Source organism: Exiguobacterium sp. s36 (assembly GCF_018618345.1).
GTDB lineage: Bacteria > Bacillota > Bacilli > Exiguobacteriales > Exiguobacteriaceae > Exiguobacterium > Exiguobacterium chiriqhucha.
In genome coordinates this window covers 168,901-194,376 of record NZ_JACSLW010000005.1, presented here as the reverse complement: position 1 = coordinate 194,376, position 25,476 = coordinate 168,901, and the positions used below count along the sequence as shown (strand labels likewise).

Below are 25,476 nucleotides of genomic sequence, written 5' to 3'. Positions count from 1 at the left end.
CTATACAATTCTCATATTTAATTATAGCGACTTTCAGAACCAATGAAAAAGGAAATCTCTTATTTTCACGAATTTAGTGTTTTTTGGAATGCCTCGGCTCGCGCTTTGAACATCGGCCGGAGCACGAAGTACTCGACGAGGACAGTCGGCACGTAACTGTCGAACGTGACCTCATCGACCATAACGGCTTGCCCGTCCACTTGTTCGACGCGGTGGACGTGACTGAAACGACGGAACGGAAACGGCAACTTCACGCCTTGATCACAAAAGGCACGGTCTCCAGCCAATGTGATGGCGCTATTCCAAGGCAAAGAGACCGGCCCGACCCCGATACGGAGCTGAACGACGTTCCCCTCGACCGAAGCCCCATCCCCAACGAGCGTCACTTTCGGGAAAGACGTCAGTTTTGATAAGAGCGAAGCGTCTTGAAGCAACGTCCATAATGTGTCCACAGACGTGTCGAATGGTGTTCGTACGTCAAACTGTCTCATCTTTCGCACCTGCCATCTGCTCTAATTTTTGTTGGGCGACCGATACCGTCACCACGTCGCGTGCCTCTTCGTCGAGCCAAGCCCACTCGCCGTCCGGTAGCGTCTCGACCTCGTATAGGTCGATGTACCAGACGATATGGGAAAACACATGTTTCACTTGTCCAATATAGGTTCCGTTTAACTGTTCCCCCGTTCCGCGGTCTGTAAGCGGATATTGCCACATTCCAGCGAGAAGACCGGCATCCGGGCGCTTCACGTATGCGGTCCGGCCGTCCTGGCGACAGTAGAGCGCATCATACATCTCAATCCGAGCCGCCCCTTTTTTCGTCTTGACCGGGAGTTCATCTTGAACGTTATGGGTATAAGCATAACAATCGTCTTGAACGGGACAGAGCGAACACATCGGGTTTTTCGGCGTACATACCGTCGCCCCGAGCTCCATGATGCCTTCGTTAAAGTCTGAGGCATGCGCCGGGTCCATAAGTCGTCGCACGACTTGCTCGAACAGTTTTCGCGTTTTCGGGACGGCGATGTCGTCATAAATCCCGAATTGACGGGACATGACGCGCATGACGTTGCCATCGACGGCCGGTTCCGGCTGATTGTAGGCAATCGATAACACCGCCCCAGTCGTATACGGTCCGACACCTTTCAGTTTTTCGAACCGTTCTTTTTCCTCGGGGACAATCCCGTCGTACACGGCAACGACTTCTCGGACGGCTTGATGAAGGTTTCGAACCCGTGAGTAATAACCGAGTCCTTCCCAATATTTGACGACCTCATCGGGTTCGGCCGCTGCCAATGCCTCAATCGTCGGGAACCGCTCTATGAAACGGTTATAGTATGGGATAACGGTATCGACGCGCGTCTGTTGGAGCATGACTTCGCTCACCCAGACCCGATATGGATTTTTTCCGTGACGCCATGGCAAATCACGCTTTTCGCGATTGAACCACGTCACTAAATTTGTGTTGAATTCTTGAATATTATAATTTGTGAACAATTTATCAACATCGAGCATTTTGTTTCCCCTCGTTTTAAAAATATTGTATGATGTAGTGGATTAAAATATGCGGTTTTTCTACTTTTATGGAGGTGCTGAAGCACATTGGATACTGCTACTCACATTGGGATGGGACTAGGTTTAAGTGCAATCGCGACACTCAGCCCGGAGGTGTCAGGCGACGCACAAATGTTTCTAGCCATGACAGCGACGGCGCTCGTCGGCTCACATGCTCCGGACTTTGACACGGTCTTCAAACTAAAAGGAAATAGCACGTATTTACGCCAGCACCGCGGTCGTTCACACGGAATAACCGCACTACTCGCCTGGCCGATCATCGTCAGCGCCGTCATCGGACTCGCGCTTGGCGTCAACCCCGCTTCATTATGGGTCATGGCACAAATCGCCGTGTTGTTACACGTTACGGTCGACTTGTTCAACGCCTACGGGACGCAGGCCCTTCAACCGTTTTCGGAAAAATGGATTGGCTGGGGCGTCATCGGGACGTTTGATCCGTATTTGTTCTCTGCCTATTATGGGGCATATGTATTATGGCTTATCACAGGGGCGACTGTCCCGATTTTTGCACTGCTCATTGCGCTCGTCATCAGCTATTACGCGATTCAATTCAAGTTGCGTAACCGCGCCCTCGCCACGGTCGCCCGTCACTTCGCTGGTGCACACGAACTGTTCATCTCGCCAGGTATCGGTTGGGATGACTGGCATGTCGCCGTTCGATTCCGCAACGGTTTAGGTGCCGTCAAAGTGAAAAAAGGAACGGTCATCGAATGCGGTCGTTTCCGTGACAAGCCGATGCCAGGTGAAGATGACCTTCACTTCGTGGAAGCCCGTAAAAATGCGGATCTTCAATCGTTCCTCGAATTCTCGAAGATTCACACGTATACGGTCACGCGTCACAACGGTATGATCGAGTATCGCTTCACGAACTTGCGCTATTTCGCGAAAGATATTTATCCGTTCGTCGCCGTCGTCATCGTCGACGAAGAATCGAATGAAGTGTTGTCTTCATTCACTGGCTGGGTGTTCAGTGAAGAGAGCTTGCAAAAGAAATTGGCCTACGAACAGTAAAAAGTCGCTCACAGGAGCGACTTTTTTTATGCCTCTGACTCCGTGAACTGGAGCTCAAAGTCAAATTTGACTTTTTTATCGACGAGAACGCCACCCGCTTCGAGCGCCTGGTTCCACGTCAATCCGTAATCTTCTCGGTTGATTGACCCGTCCCCGGTAAAAGCGTGTTTCATATTGCCCCACGGGTCTTTCGCGCTTCCCTCGTACTCGACTTCGAACGTCTCTTCCCGGGTCGTCCCGCGAATCGTTAAATTCCCGGTCAATTCGAATTCACCGCCACCCTTTGAGCGGAACGATGTCGATTCGAACACGATGTCCTCATGTTGCTCCACATCGAAGAAGTCTCCAGACCGCAAATGGTTGTCGCGGTCACTGTTATTCGTATCGATCGATGCCGCCTTGATCGTCACCTTCACGCTCACGTTCGCGAGATCGTCCGGTTGTCCGTTCGCCTCGACGTGAAAATCTTTGAACTCCCCTTTTACTTTCGAAATCATCATATGCTTGACCGTAAATGTAATCGAACTGTGTGCCGGGTCGACTTGATATGTTTTTGCCATGAATCTGTCCACTCCTTCGATTTGGAATTGATACTAATATGATGTTTACCACAAATCTTGACTTCAAAACATTTCCGTTCAAATGTGACAAATTATTGTCGAAAAATTTTGACTTTTATCACGCCGACCCGTTACGATAAAAAAAGGGAGCTGTTGACTTACAGTAAAATGTAAGCGCATACATAGAATCCCTATACTTTACGGAAAAGGGAGGAACGACCATGATTTATGAAGTCCCAAACTCGACAGGCACGAAAGTTCACTTTAAAGACCGCTATGAGAATTACATCAACGGAAAGTGGACCGCGCCTGCAGGGGGAGAATATTTTGAGAACACCTCTCCGGTAAATGGTAAAGTTTTATGCGAAGTCGCCCGCTCAACGAAAGAAGATATCGAGCTCGCCTTGGATTCGGCCCATGCTGCCAAAGACGCCTGGGGCAAAACGTCGGTCACTGAACGCTCTGTCATTTTAAATAAAATCGCCGATCGTATGGAAACGAACCTCGAAATGCTCGCATACGCCGAGACGTGGGAAAACGGGAAAGCCGTCCGCGAGACGCTCAATGCCGATTTACCGCTCGCTATCGATCACTTCCGCTATTTTGCGGGCGTCATCCGGTCACAGGAAGGCGGCATCAGTGAACTCGACAACGACACGGTCGCTTATCATTTCAATGAACCGCTCGGTGTCGTCGCCCAAATCATCCCATGGAACTTCCCGATTTTAATGGCGGTCTGGAAAGTCGCGCCGGCTCTCGCTGCCGGAAACTGTATCGTATTGAAACCAGCCGAACAGACGCCGGCTTCGATCATGGTGCTCATGGAATTGATTGAAGACCTACTCCCGCCAGGCGTGTTGAATATCGTCAACGGGTTCGGACTCGAGGCCGGCAAACCGCTCGCGTCGAGCGACCGCGTCGACAAAGTCGCCTTCACGGGTGAGACGACGACAGGTCGACTCATCATGCAGTACGCCTCACAAAACATCATCCCGGTCACGCTCGAACTCGGTGGGAAGTCACCGAATATCTTCTTCGCGGACATCATGGATGCGGATGATGATTTCTTTGACAAGTCGATCGAAGGGCTGGTCATGTTCGCTTTGAACCAAGGCGAGGTATGCACGTGTCCATCACGCGCGCTCATTCACGAGTCGATTTATGAGCCGTTCATGGAACGGGTGCTCGAACGGGTCAAAGCCATCAAGCTCGGCAATCCGCTCGACCCTGACGTCATGATGGGTGCCCAAGCTTCGAATGAGCAGATGGAAAAGATCTTGTCGTATTTGGAGATCGGAAAGTCGGAGGGCGCGGAGTGCCTCATCGGCGGCGAACGCAACATGATGGACGGCGAACTCGCCGACGGCTATTATGTGCAGCCGACCATCTTCAAAGGTCATAACAAGATGCGCATCTTCCAAGAAGAAATCTTCGGACCGGTCTTATCGGTGACAACGTTCAAAGACGACGCCGAGGCGCTCGCCATCGCGAACGACACGTTATACGGACTCGGTGCCGGCGTCTGGACGCGTGACATGAACCGCGCCTACCGGTTCGGTCGCGAGATTCAAGCAGGTCGCGTCTGGATCAACTGCTATCACCAATATCCGGCCCATGCCGCGTTCGGCGGATACAAGATGTCTGGGATTGGCCGCGAGAACCATAAGATGATGCTCAACCATTATCAACGGACGAAAAACATGCTCGTCAGCTATAGCGAACAAAAACTCGGGTTCTTCTGAGATGGTGAACCGCGTCGAGGCCACCCCCGCCACGCTCGCGCTCCTCGAACAGCTGAAACGAAAACATGGACCGCTCTTGTTTCACCAGTCGGGCGGTTGTTGTGACGGGAGCTCCCCGATGTGTTTCCCGCAAGGCGAATTCATGATTGGAGATCATGACGTCCTGCTCGGCGAAATCGGCGGTTGTCCGTTCTATATGCACGAGAAGCAATACGACTACTGGAAGCACACCCAGCTCATCATCGACGTCGTCGAGGGCCGGGGCGGTATGTTCTCGGTCGAGGGCGTCGAAGGAAAACGGTTTTTAAGCCGTTCCCGCGTGTTCACGGACGAAGAACGGGCCGAGTTGCAACAGAGTTGAATGTAGAAGACCAGCCATCTCGAGGGCTGGTCTTTTTTTAGTCAAAGGGCACCCTTTTCTCAAAATCACATTTCCAATTTAACCCAAAAACCAACCTAACAATCAACTCGATTCGATATAGTAAAAAGAGACACGAAAGGAGGCAGCCTATGTCCGAGCTTCTCACGAGCATGCTTAACGGTATGATGATTTCATTGGTCAGTCTATTCGGTCCTCTGTTCCTGGTGATGAGCGGTATATTGTATACGAAGGTCAAGCGTTATAAACGGAGCCGCTATTTCGCCCAGACCGGACACAGCTATTTCAAAGTCGTTCAAGACACCGGCTTATACGGCGAATATTTATGTGTCGCCGCCATCGAGGAGCGCGTCCCGAATCCCTTCATCTTGACGAATCTATATTTGCCCCATCCAAAAAATCGAGAGCGTACGACTGAAATCGATGTGGTATTCATCAACCAGAGCGGTGTCCACGTGATTGAGTCGAAAAATTATAGCGGCTGGATTTTTGGACATGAACAAGAACGGCATTGGACCCAATCGATGCCGAACCGAAAGAAGTTCCGGTTTTTCAATCCGATCAAACAAAATGAGTTACATATGAAAGCGATGGAACAAACGCTTGCTGTGGAGCGGAGTCTATTACACTCTTGGATCGTCTTCAGCGACCGGTCGACCTTGAAACGCATCGACGTGGCGGACGTTCCCGTGTTGAACCGGAAGACATGGAAACAACAGATTGCCTTGCCAGGTGAGGCCCGGTTGACGTTGGCGGAACAGACGGCCATCTACGAGCACCTGCTCCAATTCGCATCTGCTGACGAAGCCGTCAGGGAAGCCCATATCGCCGCCAAGCAACGGGTGACGTGATGGGCTGTCCCATCCAAAAAAGTCCCGCTCACGGTGAGCGGGACTTTTTTTATTTACTCTGCATTTTAAAGCGCAAGTATAGTTCGTTGTAGTACGCGTTCATGCGTTTGCCTAAGTTCTCATACACTTCGAGCTCATCCGTCACTTCTTTTGTCGGATAAAAACGTTCGTCTGACGTCACTTCTTCATCTAAAAATTCAAGTGCCGCTTCGTTCGGTGTCGAATATCCGACATAATCGGTGTTTCGGGCCGCGATTTCCGCGTCAAGCATAAAGTCGATGAACTGGTGCGCGCCTTCGACGTTTTTCGATGTGTTCGGAATGACGAGGTTGTCGAACCAGAGATTCGTCCCTTCCTCCGGGATGACGTACGTCAACTCTTCGTTCTCGTACATGATTTCGGAGGCGTCACCTGACCAGACGACGGCCGCGGCCGCTTCGCGATTGGCCATGAGCATCTTGATTTCATCGCCGACGATTGCTTTAATGTTCGGCCAGAGCGTCTCGAGCTTCTTCTCCGCTTCGAGCAACTCATCTTTGTCCGTCGTGTTGAGCGAGTAACCGAGTGAGTTCAGACCGAAGCCCATCACTTCACGGGTCCCGTCTGCAAGCAAGATGTCATTCTCGAGCGGCATGTCCCATAGGTCGTTCCACGACGTAATCTCACCGTCGACGAGTTCAGGGTTATACACGATGCCGACCGTCCCCCAGAAGTAAGGGACCGAGTACGTGTTGCCCGGGTCGAACGACTTGTCTAGGAAACGTGGGTCAATGTTATCGAAGTTCTCGAGCTTGTCATAATCAATCGGCAAGAGCAGGTCTTCTTCAATCATTTTACTGATGGCGTAATCCGATGGGACAGCGATGTCGAACGCCGTACCGCCTTGCTCGATTTTCGTGAGCATCGCCTCGTTCGAGTCGAACGTCTGATAGATGACTTTCAAGCCCGTCTCTTCCTCGAACTCTCCAATCAAGTCTTCATCGATATAATCGCCCCAGTTGTAGACGACGAGCGTGTTATCGCCGCCGAACCCTTGCGCCATATTGATTTGATACACCCAGAGCAAGAGGCCGAAACTGACGACGACCGGTACCGTCAACATGATGACCAATTTTTTCATCGTCTTACCTCCTTCGCTTTACCACCGCGTTGGGCGAGCACATAATACCCAAGGACGAGAATGAGTGTGAACAAGAACAAGATGGCTGACAAGGCGTTAATCTCGAGCGAGATGCCTTGACGGGCGCGTGAGTAGACTTCAACGGCAAGTGTCGTGAAGCCGTTTCCGGTCACGAAGAACGTGACGGCAAAGTCATCGAGCGAATATGTGAGTGCCGTGAAGAACCCGGCAAAGATACCCGGTGTGATATATGGCAAGATGACTTTCGTCAAGACGTCCCACGTACTTGCCCCAAGGTCACGCGACGCATCGATGAGCGTCGGGCTCATCTCTTGCAGCTTCGGCAAGACCAAGATGACGACAATCGGTACCGAGAAGGCGATGTGCGCCAATAGCACCGAGTAAAAGCCGAGCTGAATCCCGAGCATCGTGAACAAGATGAGGAACGACGCCCCGATGATGACGTCCGGGCTGACGATCAACACGTTGTTGAGTGATAAGAGTGACGTCTTCGTGAAGCGTTGTCGCGCCGTATAGATAGCGAGCGCCCCGATGACGCCGAGCACGGTTGAAATCGTCGCCGACAGCAAGGCGATGACAATCGTGTTCAAGACGATAACGAGCAGGCGCGTGTCGGTAAAGAGCGACTTGTACCAATCGAGCGTAAAGCCTTCAAAGTTACTCATCGTCCCGCCACTGTTGAACGAGTAGACGACCAAATAGAGAATCGGTGCATAGAGGATGAAGAACACCGCCATCAAATAGAGGTTGGCTAATTTAAATTTTTTCGGTTTCATCGACGCACCGCTCCTTTCGCGCCCCAGTCACGTGTGATGACCATGACGAGGACCATCGCCAAAATCAAGAACACGGCAATCGTCGAGCCCATGCCCCAGTTTTGCGTGACGAGGAATTGTTGTTCAATCGCCGTCCCGAGCGTGATGACACGGTTCCCAGCAATCAGTCGAGTGATCATGAAGAGCGACAACGCCGGGATGAAGACGATTTGAATCCCTGACTTCACACCGTCGAGCGTAAGTGGGAAGATGACCCGGCGGAACGTCGTCCAGTTCGAGGCCCCGAGGTCGCGCGACGCATAGACGAGCGACGGCGGGAGCTTCTCGATGGCGTTATAAATCGGCAAAATCATGAACGGGATGAAGATGTAAACTGACACGAACACGAAACTAAAGTCCGTAAACAAAATCTGTTGTGTCCCGATACCGATCGCCTCTAAAAACTGGTTCGTGATGCCGTACGTCCCGAAAATGCCGAGGAACGCATAGGCTTTGAGCAATAGGTTAATCCATGATGGCAAAATGATGAGCAAAAGCCAAAGTTGCTTATGCTTTGTCTTCGTCAATAAATAGGCGGTCGGATACCCGATCAAAAGCGAGAAGAACGTAATCAAGAACGCATACCAGAAAGAAGATAACGTCATCGTCAAATACGTCGACGTGAAGAACATCTGATAGTTCTCTAAACTCAAGTTCCCTTCGATATCAAAAAACGAGTAGTAGACGACGAGTAGGAGCGGCGCGATGACGAACAGCGCAATCCATAACCAGTAGGTCGTCAAATAGACCGTCTTCGCGGTTTGACTAGTTTGATTCATGAGCGACCTCCTCATAGGACTCGAGACGACGGTCGAACTCTTCCTCCGTCTCTCCTAAGCGCATGACGTGAATCGCCTCATCATCGAACGTGAGGCCGATTTTCGAACCGACGACCGATTTTTTCGTCGAATGAACGAGCCATTCGTTGCCTTCTTGGTCATAGCAGCAAATCTCATAGTGAACGCCTCGGAACAGTTGCGAGTCGACGTCGACGACAAGTTTCGCAGATTCGACCGATGTCATCTCTAAATCTTCCGGACGGATGATGACCTCGACTTTCTCGTTGCGGTCAAACCCTTGGTCGACGCAATCGAATGTCTTCCCGGCGAACGTGACGACGTTATCTTCTGGCATGACGCCCGGTACGATGTTCGACTCCCCGATGAAATCGGCGACGAAACGGTTAATCGGCTCATCGTAAATATCAGTCGGTGTCCCGCTTTGTACAATTTTCCCGTTATTCATGACGAAAATCTCATCCGACATCGCGAGCGCTTCTTCTTGGTCATGCGTGACAAAGATGAACGTGATGCCGAGACGCTGTTGCAATTCGCGGAGCTCATATTGCATCTCGGTCCGGAGTTTCAAATCGAGCGCCGAGAGCGGTTCATCAAGCAAGATGACTTCCGGTTCGTTGACGATGGCCCGGGCGATGGCGACACGTTGGCGCTGCCCGCCTGACATCTCATCGATTTCACGTGACTCATACCCTTTCAAGTTGACGAATTTGAGCGCCTGTTCGACTTTCGTCTTCACGTCCGCTTCCTTCATCTTCTTGATGCGCAGACCGAACGCGACGTTCTCGAACACGTTCAAGTGCGGGAAGAGCGCATAGTCTTGGAACACGGTGTTCACTTGACGTTTGTTCGCCGGGACGTCGTTGATGCGTTTCCCGTTGAACTGGATATCGCCTGCTGACGCATCCGTGAAGCCGGCAATTAAGCGTAAAATCGTCGTCTTCCCACATCCAGATGGCCCGAGCAACGTGTAGAACTTCCCTTTCTCAATCTCGAAGCTGATGTTTTCTAAGACGACGGTGTCATCGTAACGCTTCGACACATTGTCAAAGCGAATAATCGTTTCTGGGTTCATTTCAGTTCCTCCCTTATAAATATGAATGGGTCGCGACGATTAAACATTCACTCTCGCCGTCGTAGTCATTGACGAGTTGATGCGAATCGGAGGCGACGTAATAGAGTGTTTCTCCGGTCTTGGCGAAGTACGTATGATTGCCAAGTTTTAGCGCGATGTGCCCCGCTAGGACATAGACAAACGTCTCCGATCGCGACGGCTCATATCGTTTGAACTCGCCCTGCTTCGAGAACGTTAGTAAAATGGGTTCCATCTCTTTTTCGTTCGATTCCGGGATGAGCCATTCAGTCCGATATTTCCGCTCCTCGTCGACGTAGACGGTCCGATCGTCCTCGGTATAGATCACTTTTTGATTCACATCTTCATCAAAAAACTCTTTCGGCGAACATCCGAGCACTTCCAACAAGTCGAATAGCGTCTCAAGCGAAGGTGAACTCAAATCACGCTCGATTTGAGAAATGTAGCCTTTACTCAAATCCGTGCGCTCGGCCAACTCTTCTTGCGTCAGCCCTTTCTTGACGCGGAGCCGCTTGATTTTTTGACCGACTTCCAAGTCACAATCCCTCCTTTCAGCTTTGATTCAAGTTTAGTGAAAGATGATTCCAACTAAAGAAAGTTTATAAATACTTAACTACAAAGCGAACTAATAGCGACCTTTATTATAACGGATTGTGTGCAGTTTGCAAGTAAAAAATCACGCCGATTTCCGGCGTGATTTTTAATGGATGTCGCGCTTAGACATCAAGTGTTTGAACTTCTCATTTTTCGTTTGAAACAGGTGGAGCTGGGGGCCGTACGCATCGATTTGTTGCACGACGTATTGGAACGATTTTGCTTCCCCAGGATACGGTTCACCGGCACGGGCGAGCGTCGTCTCAAAATCCTCCCACAGCACTTCAACCCACGTCAACGCCTCGAGCTCGCTCAAGACATCGTTCTTCTGTTTCAAGATTTCTGCCAAGCGCTCGTATTGTTCGGTCCGGTTCATGCTTTCACCTCCGACAGCTCCGAGAGCGGAATCGCATGTTCAGCCGTCTCCCCTTCGAACGTCCCCCAGCCCATGACGCCGTTCACAAATTTCAAACGGAACGGGCGCTCGTTATAGTTGACGATATACGTCGCCCCCGGCTTGAACGATTTCGGGTCAATCAAATAACTCTCGGCAATCGCGATCCGTCGCAAGACGACCTCGATTTCACTGACCATGCCCATCTGTTCGGCTTTCCGCTTCCGTTCATGGAGCGCTCGAATCTCTTGTTCGAGCTCATATTTTGATAAATCGCTCAATCGTTTTTCCATTTCGCTCACCTCTCTTGTAGCGTATCAGATTTTTCTCAGAAAAGAAAAAGGCGAAACTGAAACGATGTTCAGTTCGCCTTGAAGTTGTAGAGCGGTTTGATGATTTGATTGATGGTGACGGCCGGCTCGATATAACGGACGATTTCCTTCATCGACTTATAGACGAACGGTGACTCGTCAATCGTCGATGGTCGGACCGAGCTCGACCAGACATCTGCCATCGACTTTTTAAATTCGTTGAGGTCGACGCGTTTTCGCGCGGCCGAGCGTGACATGACGCGACCGGCGCCGTGTGGTCCCGAGAAGTTCCAGTCGGGGTTGCCCTTGCCAGTACAGATGAGCGAACCGTCGCGCATGTTCATCGGAATGATGACCCGCTCGCCGTCCCGCGCCGAGATGGCCCCTTTTCGAAGCATCATCGCGTCGTGATCGATGTAGTTGTGGACCGTATCGAATTGATCGACGACGTTCCAGTTCATCGCCTCGACGATGACGTCGGTCATGGCGAGACGGTTGGCGGCCGCATATTGCTGTGCGATGCGCACGTCGTGCATGTAATCTTCCATCGTTTCCCCTTCGACGTAGGCGAGGTCGCGGAAACGTTTCCGTGCCTCGCGCTCCGTCTCGAGATAGGCCGAGATGTCCTGCTGCCGCCCCGTTGCCTTCATCCGTTCAATCTCGTCTCGAATGTCGACCGTGTTCATCATGTGCTCGACCGCCAACTGTTGATAATGGTCAGCGATTTGGACACCGAGGTGGCGTGAGCCGGAGTGGATGACGAGAAACGTGCGTCCGGCTTCGTCCCGGTTCACTTCGATGAAATGATTGCCCGAGCCGAGCGTGCCGACTGAGCGGAGTGCCCGGTCCAGCTTATACGGCGCCCGCACGTCCTCGAGCGGGAGCTCAGAGGCGTACGGGTGTGCTGTATCCCGGATGCTCATCCCGCTCGGTACGTATTGACGGATGACGTCGTCGAGCCGTTGAAAGTCGATTCGCTTCACCTTGATTTCCGTGCAGAGCATGCCACACCCGAGGTCGACGCCGACGAGGTTCGGTACGACCTTGTCGTGAATCGTCATCGTCGTCCCGACGACCGAACCTTTGCCGGCATGCATGTCCGGCATGATTCGAATCGAGGCGCCTTGCGTGAACGGTTGGTCGACAAGCGTTTGGATTTGGGCCCGCGTCGTATCGTCAATCCGTTCATTGAATACTTTGGCCCGGTTATGCTTTCCGATAATCTCCATAAGACCTCCTCAACTGATGGCTTGTTGTTTACTTTGCAGCTCATGCATCCGGGCGTAAACGCCGCCTGCCGCGATGAGCGACTGATGGTTACCCCGCTCGATGATGTGACCATGGTCGAGGACGAGGATTTGGTCCGCTTCCCGAATCGTCGAGAGACGGTGCGCGATGACGAACGTCGTCCGGCCGTACGTGAGCGTCTTGAGCGCGTCTTGGATGAGTGCTTCCGTCTCTGAATCGACGCTTGCCGTCGCTTCGTCTAAGACGAGGATGGCCGGGTCGAAGACGAGGGCGCGGGCGAAGCTGATCAACTGGCGCTCTCCGCTCGAGAGCGAGGCGCCGCGTTCGATGACCGGCTCGTCAAGCCCGTGTGGCAACTGTTTGACGAAACGATCGGCTCCGACCGCCGTCAATGCGCGCCATACGCGGTCGTCCGAGATCGTCTCGTCGCCGAGCGTCACGTTCGTCCGAATCGAGCCAGTGAACAAGAATGGGTCTTGAAGCACGATGCCGAGATGGGCCCGGACGGCTTGGGTCGGTAGTTTCGTCACGTCCATACCGTCAATGTTGAGCGTTCCTTCTGACGGGTCATAGAAGCGCATGAGCAAGTTCATGATCGAACTCTTACCGCTGCCGGTATGTCCGACGAGCGCCACCGTCTCACCTGGTGCCGCATGGATATCGATGTGTTGAAGTACCGGTTTCCCGGCTTCATAGCTGAACGACACGTCGTCGAACACGACCTCACCTTTAAAGCGTGCGATGCGTTCCGCCGACACGTCTTCCCCTTTCTCGTCAAGCAACTGGAACATCCGGTCTGCCGAGACGAGCGCCTGTTGGAGCGGAGACAACTGGTTCATGATTTGCGTCACCGGCTCGAAAATTCGTGACACGTAATCGATATAGGCGTACAAAATCCCGAGCGTCAGCACGCTGCCCGTGCCGAGCGTCTGCGCACCGACGACCCAGATGAGTAAGGCAAGTGCCATGTTGCGGAAGAAGTTGACCAAGTTGTGCGACATGAGCGCATCCAATTTGAGCAGCTTCCGTCTTGTTTGGAAGTTGTCGCTGTTTTTCTCGTTGAATTCGTCATAGACGAGATCTTCTTTGACATACGACTGAATGATCGGCATCGTTTGGATGCTCTCATTCAATTGGGCGTTCATATCGGCGACGAGGGCACGGACACGGAAGTTGTTTCGGGTCGACAAGCGTTGGAACAATTTAATCCAAACGATGACGACCGGAATGATGATGAGCGAGACGAGACCGAGGCGCACGTCCAAGAAGAACATGGCAATCAAGACTCCAATCATCATGACGACGCTTTGGAAGACGCGTGCGAGCACGCCCAAATAAAGGTCGCGAATCGTCTCGGTGTCGTTCGTGACCCGGCTGACGATTTTCCCAATCGGCGTCTGGTCAAAGTAGCGAACCGGAATCGTCTGCAAATGCCGCATGACGTCGAGCCGCATCGTCTTGACGATATTATGGGCCGAACGTTGGAGAAGCATCTGTTGCCCCCAGTTCAACCCTGCCGCGATAAGAAGCAAGACGACATACAAACCAGATAGCAACAGTACGGCCCGCAAATCCGTCTCGTAAAAGCGGAAGACATCGGTCGACGAGAGCGGCACGATGTTGTCATACGTCGCCGTCTCTTCGCTTCGTGTAATGGTGAGGACACCATCTTTGACCTCACGGACGCCACCACTCATGACGGCGTCAGGGACGAGATAATAGCCGTCTGTCGTCTGCACAATCGAGACGGGACGGACGACCGTCTCTCCGTCAATCCTCGTCTCTTTTTCATAGGAGTTTCCGTCAAAAGCGACACTCCCGCCTGACTCGACTTGTACCCAATCCCGCTCAATGGCGACAATGTGGTCGTCGATGATGATTTTGGCGATGTACGGTCCGGCCAATTCGGCGCCGACCGCTAAAAATAGTAAGGTCAAACCGAGGAAAATCGAGCGTCTCACTTGTTTGGCATAGCCGACGAGTGAACGGATCGTTTTCTTCCTGCGGACTGGATCTAATTCATATTGATCGATCATGAGAGATTCCCCCTTTCCCGGATTACTCCGACTCTCCTTGTCGAACGTATTGTTCATAATACCAACCGCGTCGTTCCATCAGTTGGTCATGCGTGCCCCGTTCCGTCACACGACCGTCTTGTAACACAAGAATCTGGTCGGCGTGGGCGACAGCGGATAGGCGGTGCGCGACGATGAACGTCGTCTGTTCGGCCCGGCTCGTCCGGACCGAATCGATGATGCGCGCTTCCGTCTTGGCGTCGACCGCTGAAAGCGAATCATCGAGCAAAAGAATCTCTGGATCTTTCAAGAGGGCGCGGGCAATCGAGAGCCGTTGTTTCTGACCGCCCGAGAGCATAACCCCTTGCTCCCCGACGACCGTGTCGAGACCGTTTTCCAAATGTTCGATATCGGTATCGAACGCCGCGAGCCGGATGGCCGTCTCGAGATCTTGTGCCGACGCATCGTTTGAGCCGAACAAGATGTTGTCGCGGACCGTCTTCGAGAACAGCAAATGTTCTTGCGAGACGTAACCGCTCCAACCGCGTACCGTATCGAGTTTGATGTCTTGAATCGGGACACCGTTGACGAGTAACGAGTCATCAATCGGATACTCCCGAAGCAATTGACGCAACAGCGTCGTCTTGCCGGCCCCGGTCGGTCCGACGACCCCAATCGTCTCACCACGCGACACGTGCAAAACGATGTCTTCGAGCGAGGCGCGGGTCGATCCTGGATATTGGAACGACAATGATTTGAACGTGATTTTCTCCGGGACGCCGACTTCGACCGTGCCGGTCGAGACGACATCCGGTGTCTCGTTCATCGTCGCTTCGATTCGTTCGAGGCTAGCCGTTCCCCGTTGTACGACGTTAATCAGTTCCCCGAACGCGTACATTGGCCAAATGAGCATCCCGAGATAAATATTGAACGAGACGAGCTGTCCGAGCGTGATGTCATTCGTGAACACGAGGTACGTGCCGAACGACAACCCAATCAAATAGCTCAAGCCGACGAGCAGTTTAATGACCGGTTCGAACAAGACGTCGATTTTGGCGACGTGCATGTTTTTGGTCATGACGTCGTCGGTGATTGTATCGAACTTTTTCGTATCCGCGTCTTCTTGGACGAACGAGCGGACGACCCGAAGGCCTGAAATCGATTCGACGACTTGGTCGTTCATCACGCCAAACGCATCCTGCGCCGCTGTGAAGCGGGCATGGATTTGGCGGCCAAGCTTATTCATCGACCAGGCAAGGAGCGGCATCGGCAGGAGTGCCGCGAGCGTCAATTTCCAATCGATGAACACTCCCATGATGGTGAGAGCGATGAGTGTCATATTGAACGAGTCGACGAGTGTCATGACACCGAATCCAGCCGTCCGTTCCACCGCTTTTAAATCGTTCGTCGCGAGCGCCATCAAATCACCCGTGCGGTGCTGTTGATAAAAGCGCGGTGTCTGCCGGAGCAGATGTCCGAAGAATCGGGCCCGCAGTTTTTTCTCGAGCAGGAACGCCGTCCCGAAGAGGCGGGCAATCCATACATACGAAAGGACGTACGATAATACCATGATGCCGAGCAATGACCCGACAATCATAACAAGCCGTTCTGTCGTCAGGCTGCCTTCGCGAATCGCATCAATCGCCTGTCCGATGATCCACGGCGGGAGCATATCGACGACCCCGGTGATAATCAACAAGATGATGGCGACGATATACGTCCGCTTTTGTCTTTTAATAAACCAATCTAATTGTTTAATCAGTTTCATGACTGATTCCCCCTTTCGTCCTTTCCGCGCACGCAAAAAAGCGCACGTCACCTGATTGTGCAACCAATCGGATGAAGTACGCTTCTGAGTCTTCAGTCTTTTGCATGGTCAGGGAAAGGACACTACCCCTATCCAGCTGCCAAATTATGCAGTCAAATACGAGTAGCCATATGATGTTGTGTGTGTGCGTTGTAGTGTTGGGATGTACTTCATCATGCTGGCTCCTCTCTGTTCATAGTTTGAAAATCTACTAAAACCTTAGCAGACTGTTCAGAAAATTGTCAATATTATTGTCGTAAATAATTTGTAACTTTTTACAAGAAGAATGCAGCGAGCATCAAACCGACAAGACCGGTCGCTGTCACGTAATAAATCATTGGCATGAGCGTATAGCGGATAATCGTTCCTTCTTTTCCGAGGAGCCCTGCCACTGAGGCGACCGCGACGACGTTCAAGACGCAAATCATGTTACCGGCGTTCGCCCCCGCCATCTGCATCGACAAGGCAAGTGTCTCGTTGACTCCAACCGACTCGGCGACATTCGTCGTTAAACTCGAGAACATCATGTTCGAGAACGTAGCCGACCCGGAAACGAACGCCCCGAGCGCACCAATCCACGGTGCAACGAGCGGCCAGACGCCACCGAACGTGTCGGCCGCAGCCGTTGCGAGTTCGACCGGCATCGAAGCGAGACCTGCCCCACCATTTTCCGAATGAATGAAAATCCGAACCATCGGCACGGAAGCAGCGAGCGTGATCGCCGTCCCGACGACACCGAGCGTCGTCGCTTTAAACACCGAGGTCACTTGCGACCAACTCATGTTATGGAGGAAGAACGTCGCAATCATCGTCAAGATGAACATGAAGCCTGGTGAATAGAACGGTTCCCACGATGTCGAGATGCCTTCGATACTCAAAATGTTCGGCAAATCGATGCGGACGCTACGCGTCAGTTCGTTCAAGAACGGCACGGTCCGCGTCAACACGAGGAAAATCGTTAAAATCAAGTAAGGGGCCCACGCTTTCCATTGCGGAAGCTCGCGTTTGCCTTTGCCGACGGACGGCTTCTCGAGCGGTTGATCGATTTCATCGGCATAGCCGTCGAACGTCCATAACCGTTTCGGCATGAGGATGCCTTTGCGTGCCATCGTGACGAGAATGATGAGACCCGTCAATGCACCAAGCATACCCCCGAACTCGAATCCGAGGATGAGCGTCCAGATGTAGGCCGGGATGCTATAGACGAGCGCCGCGACGATCGCGATCGGGAATACTTCGAGCGCCGGCTTAATCGATTTTTCTTTACTGAAGAATCGCGTCAGCATCAAGATTAAAATGAATGGGATAAAAAGACCAACGAACATATCGATGAGCACCGTCTGCAAGACGACGGTTGTCAAAAACTCAATCGTCTCGGGTTGGTTGACGTCAAGTGACAGCCCGTTCCCAATCCCGATTAAGGCCGGTGTCCCGACCGCGCCGAACGTGACGGCCGATACGTCTGCCGACAAGGCGATGACAACGGCAGCGATTGGCGGGAAGCCGAGTGCGATTAACAGTGGTGCCGCAACCGTGGCCGGTGTACCGAAACCAGATGCGCCTTCGATGAATGAGACGAACAACCAACCGACGATGAGCACTTGAATCCGGGGATCGGGCGTAATGTTGATGAAGCCGGAACGGATGGCGTTCATGCCGCCGCCCTCTTTCATCGTATTCATCATTCCAATCGCACCGTAAACAATCCAGACTGTCGTAACGGCGATGACAAGTCCTTGTAGCGTCGCCGCCATGATTCGCGTCGCGTCGAGCTGCCAGACGAAGAACGCAAGTCCAGCCGTCAAGACGAGAGATAGTGGCATCGCAACCGACGCCGGTAAACGCATAATGACCAATAAGATGAGCACTGCCACAATCGGCATCAGTGCTGTAATCCATTCAAAAATCGTCAATGTAGACCCACCTTTTCAGTTTTTTCCCCTACCGTAAAAACATCTCCCATTATGACTCTTGTTCAGCGAGCCTCTCTAACGCCCTCTCGATCACCTCATACGGAAAACCTTTGCGACGAAGCTGCATCTTCATCCGTTGTTTCCGCTCATATGGGGCGTACCCGCTAAACTTTCGATTCAGTTTTTCAGCCTGTGTCAGACAAGCTGAAAGTTCAACGTCCTCATCCTCGTTCTCCCAAAACGTGAGAATCGCCTCTGAAATGATATCAAACGAAAATCCCCTTTGCATCAGGGTTTGTTGAATTCTTTGTTGCACTTCTGTGGCGGAACGGCGATTTGTTTCCATTTGTTTCCGATTTACGAACTTTCCGGCCTTTTCAAGCTGGTCTTCGTGCGAGATGGCGGCGATGACGTCTTCGATAAGATCCGGAGCGATTTGAAGCTGAGCGAGTTCTCGTTTGATTTTCACGGGTCCGCTCGGGCTCGTATTGAACTTTGTCTGGGTGTAAGCTTTGGCGAACTCGGCATCGTTCAAATAGCGCTGTTCAATCAAGCGTTCAATGACGCGTTTGATGGCTGACTCATCTATCTCTTTCTTCACGAGGTAGTCACGCACCTCTGAGACGGCACGCATTCGATACGATAAATAGTTGACGGCCGCTTTGTACGCTTTCTGTTCTTCTTCCGCTTGAAGGACGTCCCGGACGAAATCGTCCTCGAGTTCCATCCCTTTCGTCAATTCGTATTTGATGAAGACGTCGAGGTCGATGGCAAACGCGAATTCCTCCCGTCCGTCCTTTTCGACAAAGACGTTCAATCGATCTTGATTTTTCTTCTGGGTCGTAAACTTGGCGATTTTCACAAAATCCCTCCATTTCCTGCTTCTAACATATCACGTTCCCCGTTCGGGCAGGATTTTTGATAAGTTAGAAGAAGGGGTATTATCTGTACAAGACATTCCTATAGTCCTCATACCCGTTTTGAAATCGCTTAAAGGATATTGGAGGGAGACCCATGAAAATAGCAATCACTGGTGGTACCGGATTGATTGGCCGACCGCTCGTACGCGCGCTCGCCGAAGCCGGACATCAAGTCGTCGTATTGACGCGCCACCCACGTCCGCGGCAAGGAGGGATCTCGTTCGTCGAATGGATGACGCCTGATAGTCATCCTGAATCCGAGCTTCAAGACGTCGATGCCATCGTCCATTTGGCAGGAGCCTCGATCAACGACGGACGTTGGACGCACAAACAAAAGCAAGCCATTCTTCAAAGTCGGATCGATGGGACGAAAGAAGTCGTCCGCATCATTAAAAATATGAAACGCAAGCCGAGCGTCGTCATCAGCGGGTCCGCCATCGGGATATACGGTGAAGATCGATCCATCACGTATTCGGAAGCGACACCGCTCCCCGACCGAACCAACTTTTTAGGCAACGTCTGCGTGTTGTGGGAGAAAGAGGCGCAACCCGTTCAAGACATGGGCATCCGTCTCGTCACGATGCGGACCGGTGTCGTCTTATCGAATGACGGCGGCGCCTTCCCGCTCATGAAGTTGCCGTACACGCTTGGTATCGGTGGACGACTCGGCTCCGGCAAGCAATGGGTGCCGTGGATTCATTTAGACGACCTCGTCCGTCTGTTCGTCCATATCCTCGAGACGAGTACGATCGAGGGACCCGTCAATGGCACGGCACCGACGCCTGTCACGATGGACGAATTCGGGAAGACGCTAGGCCGGGTGATGCATCGTCCCCACTGGGCACCCGCCCCGGCGCCGCTCCTCAAGCTCGCACTCGGAGAGAAGAGCGTCATCGTCCTCGAAGGAGCGAAAGTCGTTCCGACGAAAGCCCTCAACCACGGTTTCCGGTTCCGTTATGAAACGTTAGAACCCGCCCTGAAACAACTACTTCATTTGACTTGAAAGGAGCTAGCACGTGAGTAATTTGTTAATTCGTAACGCCCATATCTATCCGATCACCGCACCACATTTTTACGGGGACCTTCGCGTCAAAGACGGCAAAATCGTCGAGATGGCGGACTTGTTGGACCCGCTCGACGGAGAGACGGTCATCGAAGCCGAAGGCAACTTCTTGTTCCCCGGCTTCATCGATGCCCACACCCATCTCGGACTGTATGACGAAGGGACGGGTTCAGTCGGGAACGATGCGAACGAGACCGTCGAGGCGATGACCCCGCACGCACGGGCCATCGATGGCGTCTATCCGCTCGATGAGGGCTTCCGGGAAGCGCTCATGGCCGGGGTGACGGCCGTCCAAGTCATGCCTGGCAGTATGAACGTCATCGGCGGCGTGACGAGTGTCATCAAAACCCATGGCCGCTTCATCGAGGACATGGTGCTCCGCCGCTATGCCGGCCTGAAACTCGCGCTCGGCGAGAACCCGAAGCGCGTCCACAGCATGGGGAAATCCGGCGAGTTGACCCGGATGGGAATCATGGGCTTGTTGCGTGAAGCGTTCCGGACCGTTGATTCGACAAAGACGATCGGCACGTTCGGTAGCCAGATGATTCAATTGGCGCTCGATCGCAAGATGCCGATTCGTGTCCACGCCCACCGCGCCGACGATATTTTATCGGTTGTCCGCTTCGCACAAGAGTTTGACCTCGATTATCGGATTGAGCACTGTACGGAAGGACATCTCGTCGCCGAAAAGTTGCGCGAACTCGGTGTCAAACATGTCACCGTCGGACCAACGTTCACACGGAAGTCGAAAATCGAGCTCCAAAACAAGACGTGGGAGACGTACCGCATCTTACATGAGCACGATATGATCGTCTCCATCACGACGGATCATCCTTATACGCCGGTTCAATATTTGAATTTGTGCGCCGGTCTTGCTGCCCGCGAAGGGCTTCCCGTCGACGTCGCGCTCCGCGCCATCACGATTCATCCGGCTGAATCGCTCGGAGTAGACGACCGCATCGGCTCGCTCGAAATCGGCAAAGATGCCGATCTTGTCCTATGGAGCCACTTCCCGCTCGACTACATGTCGAAGCCGATTATGACCATCGTCGACGGTCACATCGTTTACTCGACGAGCCGCTCGAAAACGCATCACGAGATGTGAGTGACACCAGTCGTGAAAGCGCTCTTATTATTTTTTTGTGAAGTTGCATTTTATTTACTTGCTTTTTTAAAAAAACTATATAAAATAATCTTGTAACTTCATAAAAGGGAGCAGCCAAGGCAAGTTCGAACAACGAAGCCAGAAGTATGCTTTCGTTACAACTATTCTTCAGCGGTCTGAAATAGGAGGAGGAATGTAAAGGTGCTCAAATTTCGTGAGCTTACCGACTGCGCGGAGTTGTTCGAACTGATGCAACACCCAGATGTCTTTCCATATGTCCGTCAAAAGACGGTCCACTTTGACGAGTTTTTATTTAGCACGAAGCAAATCATCGAGCTAGAAGAGCAAGGAAACATCATCTCACGTACCATCACGAACGAGTTTGGTACCCCAATCGGGACAATCAGCTTGTTCGATGTGGAATCCGGCTATGGATTCCTCGGGACGTGGCTTGGCAAACCGTATCACGGCAAAGGTTACAATCAAGTCGCGAAAGAAGCGTTCTTCTCAGAACTTTTCTTCGAACTTGACATTGAAAGTGTATTTTTGAAAATCCGTCAATCGAATGAGCGTTCAATCGCGGCGGCGGAAAAACTGCCGTACGCTTTCTGCGCCAATGAGATTCGGTCTGAATTACTAACTGAAATCAATCAAGGTGATGTCGAATACGTGCTGTATGAAGTGTCGAAGTCGAGTTTCCAACTTTACTTGCACTCACTCCATGCGCCTGAATTCGACCATACGTACGAAGCCCAGCTCGAAGCATAAGCCAATTCTGACAAAGAATTGGCTTTTTTGTGGCGTTTTTGTGTGGATTTCATGAGGACAACTTTACGACAATGAATATTTCTGTTCTAATTCGGAGAGATAGGTATGATAGAAGTATGAGGGAATTATCACACGTCCTCGTTAACCGTTTTGTAAAGGAGAATGCCCAATGTCAGAACCAACGTTTCGCATCTTAGTGACCGATGATGAAGAACAAATGCGGGATTTACTCGTTTCGAACTTAGAGAAGGAAGGATACGAGACCGTCACAGCAACGAACGGTCTCGAGGCAATCGACTTATTGAAAGAACAGTCGTTCCACCTCGTGCTGCTCGACGTGATGATGCCTGAACTCGACGGCCTCACGGCATGCATGCGCATCCGTGAGTTCTCGAACGTGCCGATCATTATGCTAACGGCCCGCTCAGAAGAACTCGATCGCATCCACGGCTTGAAGATCGGCGCGGACGACTATATCACGAAGCCGTTCAGCCCCCGCGAGTTGCTCGCTCGAATCGAAGCGACGCTTCGTCGGACGCATAATTTCTCGAAAGAACAAGAAGCGACGTTCGATACCGGCGTCTTGTCCATCGATATCGATGGCCGTGCGGTCAGCGTGAAAGGCAAAACGGTCAACTTGACCCGGAAAGAGTTCGATTTGCTCTACTTGTTCATCACGAACGAAGAGAAAGTGTTCTCGCGTGAACAATTGCTCGACCAAATTTGGGGGACCGAGTATCACGGCAACCTCCGAACGGTCGACACCCATATCAAGACACTTCGTCTCAAGCTCGGCGAAGCGGGTGGCTACATCCAAACCGTCTGGGGGATCGGCTATAAGTTCGAGGCGACCGTATGAAGCAATACACGATCCGGAAGCGGATTTGGATCACCATCTGGACCGCAAGCCTCTTCTCCGCGTTCGTGTTCATCATCATGACGTTTTACTTGTATGACAAGTTTTATATTCAGACGCAAGAAGAACTGCTCATCAACCGCGGAGAGAAGCTCGTCACCATCTATAAGGCGGACGGCTTCTCTGACGCGTTTTCCGACAGTATGACGTACACGAACGAACTGACCGAGACGAAAGTGTTTCTCTCGTCCGTCCGGGAAGACAGTCTCGGATCGGGCAAGACGTTTTTACGGGAGCAGGACCTCGCCAAGTTGCAAGACGGCTATGCGATTTCTGTTACCCGCAAGCACCCGACCGAAGACGTCGACATCCTCATGTCCGCCTTCCCGCTCATCCGAGACGGCGAACTCGATAATGCGCTCATCCTGTATATGGAGCTGAGTAAAATCAGTGAACCGTTCCAACCGATTCGGCTCATGATCACGTTCTTGCTCATCTTAATGATCGTGAACTTACTCATTTTCGGCACTCAGATTATCGATACAATCATCCAACCGCTGATTCAAATGAAACGAGCGTCCCAAGTGTATGCTAAAGGTGATTTCTCGCACCGCATCCCCATCTATTACGATGATGAGATTGGTGAGCTTGCCGAGACACTGAACCGGATGGCCGAATCGCTCGGTCTCGTCGAAGAACAACGGAAAGAGTTTTTGGCGAACGTGAGCCACGAATTGCGGACGCCACTGTCGTATATTCGCGGTTATACCGAGATGCTTCAAGACCCGTCGCTCGATGACAAAACGAAAGATCAATATTATGAGATTATCGAGAACGAGACCGAACGGTTGCAACGGCTCGTCAACGATTTGCTCGACTTGGCCCAACTCGAGCGTGATTCGTATCCGATGACGAAAGAACCAGTCGTCTATTCGCAAGTGCTCGAAGACGTTCTCTATCGCTTCGAGCCGATCGCGCGGGCGAAAGGCGTCACCATCGAGACGGACCTCGACTTCGACTTGATTATTCTCGGGGACCACGATCGACTCGAGCAAGTCGTCGGGAATTTGCTCGATAACGCGCTCCGCTATACGGAAGCCGGCAAATCGATTCATGTGAAGACGTATGCGACCGCGAACAATGCCGTCACCGAGATTCATGACGAAGGCCGGGGCATCCCGAAAGAAGACCTCGATCAATTGACGAAACGATTCTATCGCGTCAATAAGTCACGGACACGCGAAGACGGCGGGACCGGACTCGGGCTCGCCATCGCCAAACATATTATGGAGCGCCACGGCGGCTCGATGCACTTCGCCTCAGAAGTCGGCAACGGGACGACCGTCACACTCACGCTCCCCCTTTTACCGGACGAAGATATTTAAAAAACAGACAGCCGCGATGGCTGTCTGTTTTTAGATGTCCTTCCCTTTATAGGCATCATCTGATTCATTCATGAGACGCTCCCGCTCAGCGTGCGTCTGCGGAAAGCCGTTCGCTTGCCACTCGGCCCGGTGATTCGAGTCAAGTTGAGTGAGACCCGCTTCCGCCTCGTCTTTATCTGAATCGACACTTTCCATGCGATCCATCTTGCTCCATGTATCCTCATCGTGGTCTTGCGTCAAGAGCGCTGCCACTTTCGGCGCGACGAGCGCTGCCCCGGCCACACCGAGTACGATTCCCATTAAGACTTTCTTATCCATCCGAATACCCCTCCTTAGTCGCTATGTACGGATAATTCCACTGTTCCGCGAAATCGAAACCCGTTTCCTAAAGCGTTTACACAATTTAACAGAGTGGAATAACAATCAACACAAGGAGGCGATGAGGATGAAGAAATCACAGAACCCGTCAAAGCGACCGTTCGATAATCCGGATGCTGTCGATACCGACAAGGAGAGCATCTTCGACCAGGAGGGCATGGAGACCGTCGACCCGATTCCGGTGGAAGAGCTGAACCAAAAAGTGAAGGATGAAAAACAGAAACGACACTCGAAGGACGACTCGGCCAGCGAGAAAAAATATGACGGCAACAAATAAAGATGCGGACGAATTCGTCCGCATCTTTATTTCACGTTAAATCTTTTGGCGAGAAGCCGTATGGTAGCATCTCTTCTTTTGTCATCACTTTCGTCTCTCCGGCCATGTTCGCGAGAATCAACGTAAAGTCGTCACTCGCAAACTCGGCAATGACTTGACGGCAAGCGCCACACGGCGAGATTGGGCCCGCTGTGTCTCCAACGACAACGACCGTCTCGATTGCCTTGCTGCCTTCCGATACCGCTTTGAAGATGGCGGTCCGTTCTGCACACATCGACAACCCGTACGAAGCGTTTTCGACGTTGCAACCCAAAATTTCTTTGCCGGTCTCGTCAATGACGACGGCCCCGACATTGAATTTCGAATACGGTGTATAGGCACGCGACCGTGCATCAATTGCTTTATGGACAAGCTCGTTCACTTTTTCTTGTGGGATCATCTGATGTTCCTCCGCTTCTTAACGTTTATCAAAAGAAGTCTG

The 25,476-nt window shown here is 52.0% G+C and carries 27 protein-coding genes; 10 read left to right on the top strand and 17 right to left on the bottom strand.

The window, feature by feature from the left end; all coding sequences use genetic code 11:
• Positions 1 to 65: 65 nt before the first annotated feature.
• Together KNP95_RS12120 and mutY are read right to left on the bottom strand one after the other, a co-directional pair.
• The gene (locus tag KNP95_RS12120; protein ID WP_029596009.1) at positions 66 to 491 is read right to left on the bottom strand and encodes an SRPBCC family protein; all 426 of its coding nucleotides are present in this window, start codon (positions 489 to 491) and stop codon (positions 66 to 68) included.
• The gene (mutY, locus tag KNP95_RS12115) at positions 478 to 1,512 is read right to left on the bottom strand and encodes an A/G-specific adenine glycosylase (protein ID WP_214837348.1); all 1,035 of its coding nucleotides are present in this window, start codon (positions 1,510 to 1,512) and stop codon (positions 478 to 480) included. The genes KNP95_RS12120 and mutY overlap by 14 nt, the downstream gene beginning before the upstream one ends.
• An 87-nt stretch (positions 1,513 to 1,599) precedes the next feature.
• Between mutY and KNP95_RS12110 the strand changes: the two genes are divergently transcribed.
• Positions 1,600 to 2,583 (top strand): metal-dependent hydrolase, encoded by a 984-nt coding sequence (locus KNP95_RS12110; protein ID WP_214837346.1) that lies wholly within the window; start codon positions 1,600 to 1,602, stop codon positions 2,581 to 2,583.
• A gap of 26 nt (positions 2,584 to 2,609) precedes the next feature.
• On the opposite strand, the gene KNP95_RS12105 is transcribed toward KNP95_RS12110, so the two are convergent.
• Complete coding sequence (locus tag KNP95_RS12105; protein ID WP_214837344.1) at positions 2,610 to 3,143, bottom strand: YceI family protein; 534 nt, start codon at positions 3,141 to 3,143, stop codon at positions 2,610 to 2,612.
• A 221-nt stretch (positions 3,144 to 3,364) separates the two neighbouring features.
• Here KNP95_RS12105 and exaC point away from each other — a divergent pair, with 221 nt between their 5' ends.
• The 3 genes from exaC (at position 3,365) to KNP95_RS12090 (ending at position 6,115) form a co-directional block, all read left to right on the top strand.
• Complete coding sequence (exaC, locus tag KNP95_RS12100; protein ID WP_029596012.1) at positions 3,365 to 4,885, top strand: acetaldehyde dehydrogenase ExaC; 1,521 nt, start codon at positions 3,365 to 3,367, stop codon at positions 4,883 to 4,885.
• A 1-nt stretch (position 4,886) separates the two neighbouring features.
• Positions 4,887 to 5,246 carry a DUF779 domain-containing protein gene (locus KNP95_RS12095; protein WP_021067747.1) on the top strand — a complete coding sequence of 120 codons (360 nt, stop codon included), beginning with the start codon at positions 4,887 to 4,889 and terminating at the stop codon, positions 5,244 to 5,246.
• A gap of 149 nt (positions 5,247 to 5,395) precedes the next feature.
• Positions 5,396 to 6,115 (top strand): nuclease-related domain-containing protein, encoded by a 720-nt coding sequence (locus tag KNP95_RS12090; protein ID WP_214837342.1) that lies wholly within the window; start codon positions 5,396 to 5,398, stop codon positions 6,113 to 6,115.
• Between the two features lie 49 nt (positions 6,116 to 6,164).
• Here the strand turns inward: KNP95_RS12090 and KNP95_RS12085 are convergent, their stop codons facing one another.
• From KNP95_RS12085 to recX, 12 genes are all read right to left on the bottom strand, one after another.
• The gene (locus tag KNP95_RS12085) at positions 6,165 to 7,235 is read right to left on the bottom strand and encodes an ABC transporter substrate-binding protein (protein WP_029596014.1); all 1,071 of its coding nucleotides are present in this window, start codon (positions 7,233 to 7,235) and stop codon (positions 6,165 to 6,167) included.
• On the bottom strand, positions 7,232 to 8,032 hold the full coding sequence (locus KNP95_RS12080; RefSeq protein WP_021067750.1) for an ABC transporter permease: 801 nt from the start codon (positions 8,030 to 8,032) through the stop codon (positions 7,232 to 7,234). Before KNP95_RS12080 ends, KNP95_RS12085 begins: the two co-directional genes overlap by 4 nt.
• The gene (locus KNP95_RS12075) at positions 8,029 to 8,850 is read right to left on the bottom strand and encodes an ABC transporter permease (protein WP_034780994.1); all 822 of its coding nucleotides are present in this window, start codon (positions 8,848 to 8,850) and stop codon (positions 8,029 to 8,031) included. The genes KNP95_RS12080 and KNP95_RS12075 overlap by 4 nt, the downstream gene beginning before the upstream one ends.
• The gene (locus tag KNP95_RS12070) at positions 8,837 to 9,943 is read right to left on the bottom strand and encodes an ABC transporter ATP-binding protein (RefSeq protein ID WP_029596016.1); all 1,107 of its coding nucleotides are present in this window, start codon (positions 9,941 to 9,943) and stop codon (positions 8,837 to 8,839) included. The genes KNP95_RS12075 and KNP95_RS12070 overlap by 14 nt, the downstream gene beginning before the upstream one ends.
• Positions 9,944 to 9,956: 13 nt before the next feature.
• Positions 9,957 to 10,496, bottom strand: a complete 540-nt coding sequence (locus KNP95_RS12065; protein ID WP_214837340.1) for a helix-turn-helix domain-containing protein — start codon at positions 10,494 to 10,496, stop codon at positions 9,957 to 9,959.
• A 165-nt stretch (positions 10,497 to 10,661) separates the two neighbouring features.
• A complete protein-coding gene (locus KNP95_RS12060) occupies positions 10,662 to 10,931 on the bottom strand; it encodes a YfhJ family protein (RefSeq protein ID WP_021067754.1) in 270 nt (89 codons plus the stop codon).
• Entirely contained in the window at positions 10,928 to 11,242 is a 315-nt protein-coding gene (locus KNP95_RS12055; protein WP_021067755.1) for a YfhH family protein, read from the bottom strand. The genes KNP95_RS12060 and KNP95_RS12055 overlap by 4 nt, the downstream gene beginning before the upstream one ends.
• A 68-nt stretch (positions 11,243 to 11,310) precedes the next feature.
• A complete protein-coding gene (locus KNP95_RS12050; protein WP_214837336.1) occupies positions 11,311 to 12,489 on the bottom strand; it encodes an RtcB family protein in 1,179 nt (392 codons plus the stop codon).
• A gap of 9 nt (positions 12,490 to 12,498) precedes the next feature.
• Entirely contained in the window at positions 12,499 to 14,544 is a 2,046-nt protein-coding gene (locus tag KNP95_RS12045; protein ID WP_214837333.1) for an ABC transporter ATP-binding protein, read from the bottom strand.
• Positions 14,545 to 14,566: 22 nt separating this feature from the next.
• The gene (locus KNP95_RS12040; RefSeq protein ID WP_214837330.1) at positions 14,567 to 16,291 is read right to left on the bottom strand and encodes an ABC transporter ATP-binding protein; all 1,725 of its coding nucleotides are present in this window, start codon (positions 16,289 to 16,291) and stop codon (positions 14,567 to 14,569) included.
• A 314-nt stretch (positions 16,292 to 16,605) separates the two neighbouring features.
• Complete coding sequence (locus tag KNP95_RS12035) at positions 16,606 to 18,243, bottom strand: L-lactate permease (RefSeq protein WP_082665790.1); 1,638 nt, start codon at positions 18,241 to 18,243, stop codon at positions 16,606 to 16,608.
• Positions 18,244 to 18,292: 49 nt separating this feature from the next.
• Positions 18,293 to 19,105, bottom strand: a complete 813-nt coding sequence (gene recX / locus KNP95_RS12030; protein WP_021067760.1) for a recombination regulator RecX — start codon at positions 19,103 to 19,105, stop codon at positions 18,293 to 18,295.
• A 152-nt stretch (positions 19,106 to 19,257) separates the two neighbouring features.
• On the opposite strand from recX, the gene KNP95_RS12025 reads away from it, so the two are divergent.
• The 5 genes from KNP95_RS12025 (at position 19,258) to KNP95_RS12005 (ending at position 24,340) form a co-directional block, all read left to right on the top strand.
• The gene (locus tag KNP95_RS12025) at positions 19,258 to 20,166 is read left to right on the top strand and encodes a TIGR01777 family oxidoreductase (RefSeq protein WP_021067761.1); all 909 of its coding nucleotides are present in this window, start codon (positions 19,258 to 19,260) and stop codon (positions 20,164 to 20,166) included.
• Between the two features lie 13 nt (positions 20,167 to 20,179).
• The gene (locus KNP95_RS12020) at positions 20,180 to 21,331 is read left to right on the top strand and encodes an amidohydrolase (RefSeq protein WP_021067762.1); all 1,152 of its coding nucleotides are present in this window, start codon (positions 20,180 to 20,182) and stop codon (positions 21,329 to 21,331) included.
• 201 nt (positions 21,332 to 21,532) lie between these two features.
• The gene (locus tag KNP95_RS12015) at positions 21,533 to 22,099 is read left to right on the top strand and encodes a GNAT family N-acetyltransferase (protein WP_021067763.1); all 567 of its coding nucleotides are present in this window, start codon (positions 21,533 to 21,535) and stop codon (positions 22,097 to 22,099) included.
• A 169-nt stretch (positions 22,100 to 22,268) separates the two neighbouring features.
• Positions 22,269 to 22,958: a response regulator transcription factor gene (locus tag KNP95_RS12010; RefSeq protein WP_021067764.1), complete on the top strand. Its 690-nt coding sequence runs from the start codon at positions 22,269 to 22,271 to the stop codon at positions 22,956 to 22,958.
• Entirely contained in the window at positions 22,955 to 24,340 is a 1,386-nt protein-coding gene (locus KNP95_RS12005; protein WP_021067765.1) for a sensor histidine kinase, read from the top strand. The genes KNP95_RS12010 and KNP95_RS12005 overlap by 4 nt, the downstream gene beginning before the upstream one ends.
• Positions 24,341 to 24,370: 30 nt before the next feature.
• Here KNP95_RS12005 and KNP95_RS12000 read toward each other — a convergent pair whose 3' ends face one another.
• Positions 24,371 to 24,658, bottom strand: coding sequence for a hypothetical protein (locus tag KNP95_RS12000; RefSeq protein ID WP_021067766.1), 288 nt, complete (start codon positions 24,656 to 24,658; stop codon positions 24,371 to 24,373).
• A gap of 121 nt (positions 24,659 to 24,779) precedes the next feature.
• Between KNP95_RS12000 and KNP95_RS11995 the strand changes: the two genes are divergently transcribed.
• Positions 24,780 to 24,995 carry a hypothetical protein gene (locus KNP95_RS11995; RefSeq protein ID WP_031200364.1) on the top strand — a complete coding sequence of 72 codons (216 nt, stop codon included), beginning with the start codon at positions 24,780 to 24,782 and terminating at the stop codon, positions 24,993 to 24,995.
• Positions 24,996 to 25,026: 31 nt separating this feature from the next.
• Here KNP95_RS11995 and KNP95_RS11990 read toward each other — a convergent pair whose 3' ends face one another.
• Positions 25,027 to 25,434: a cytidine deaminase gene (locus KNP95_RS11990; RefSeq protein ID WP_021067768.1), complete on the bottom strand. Its 408-nt coding sequence runs from the start codon at positions 25,432 to 25,434 to the stop codon at positions 25,027 to 25,029.
• Between the last annotated feature and the right edge of the window lie 42 nt (positions 25,435 to 25,476).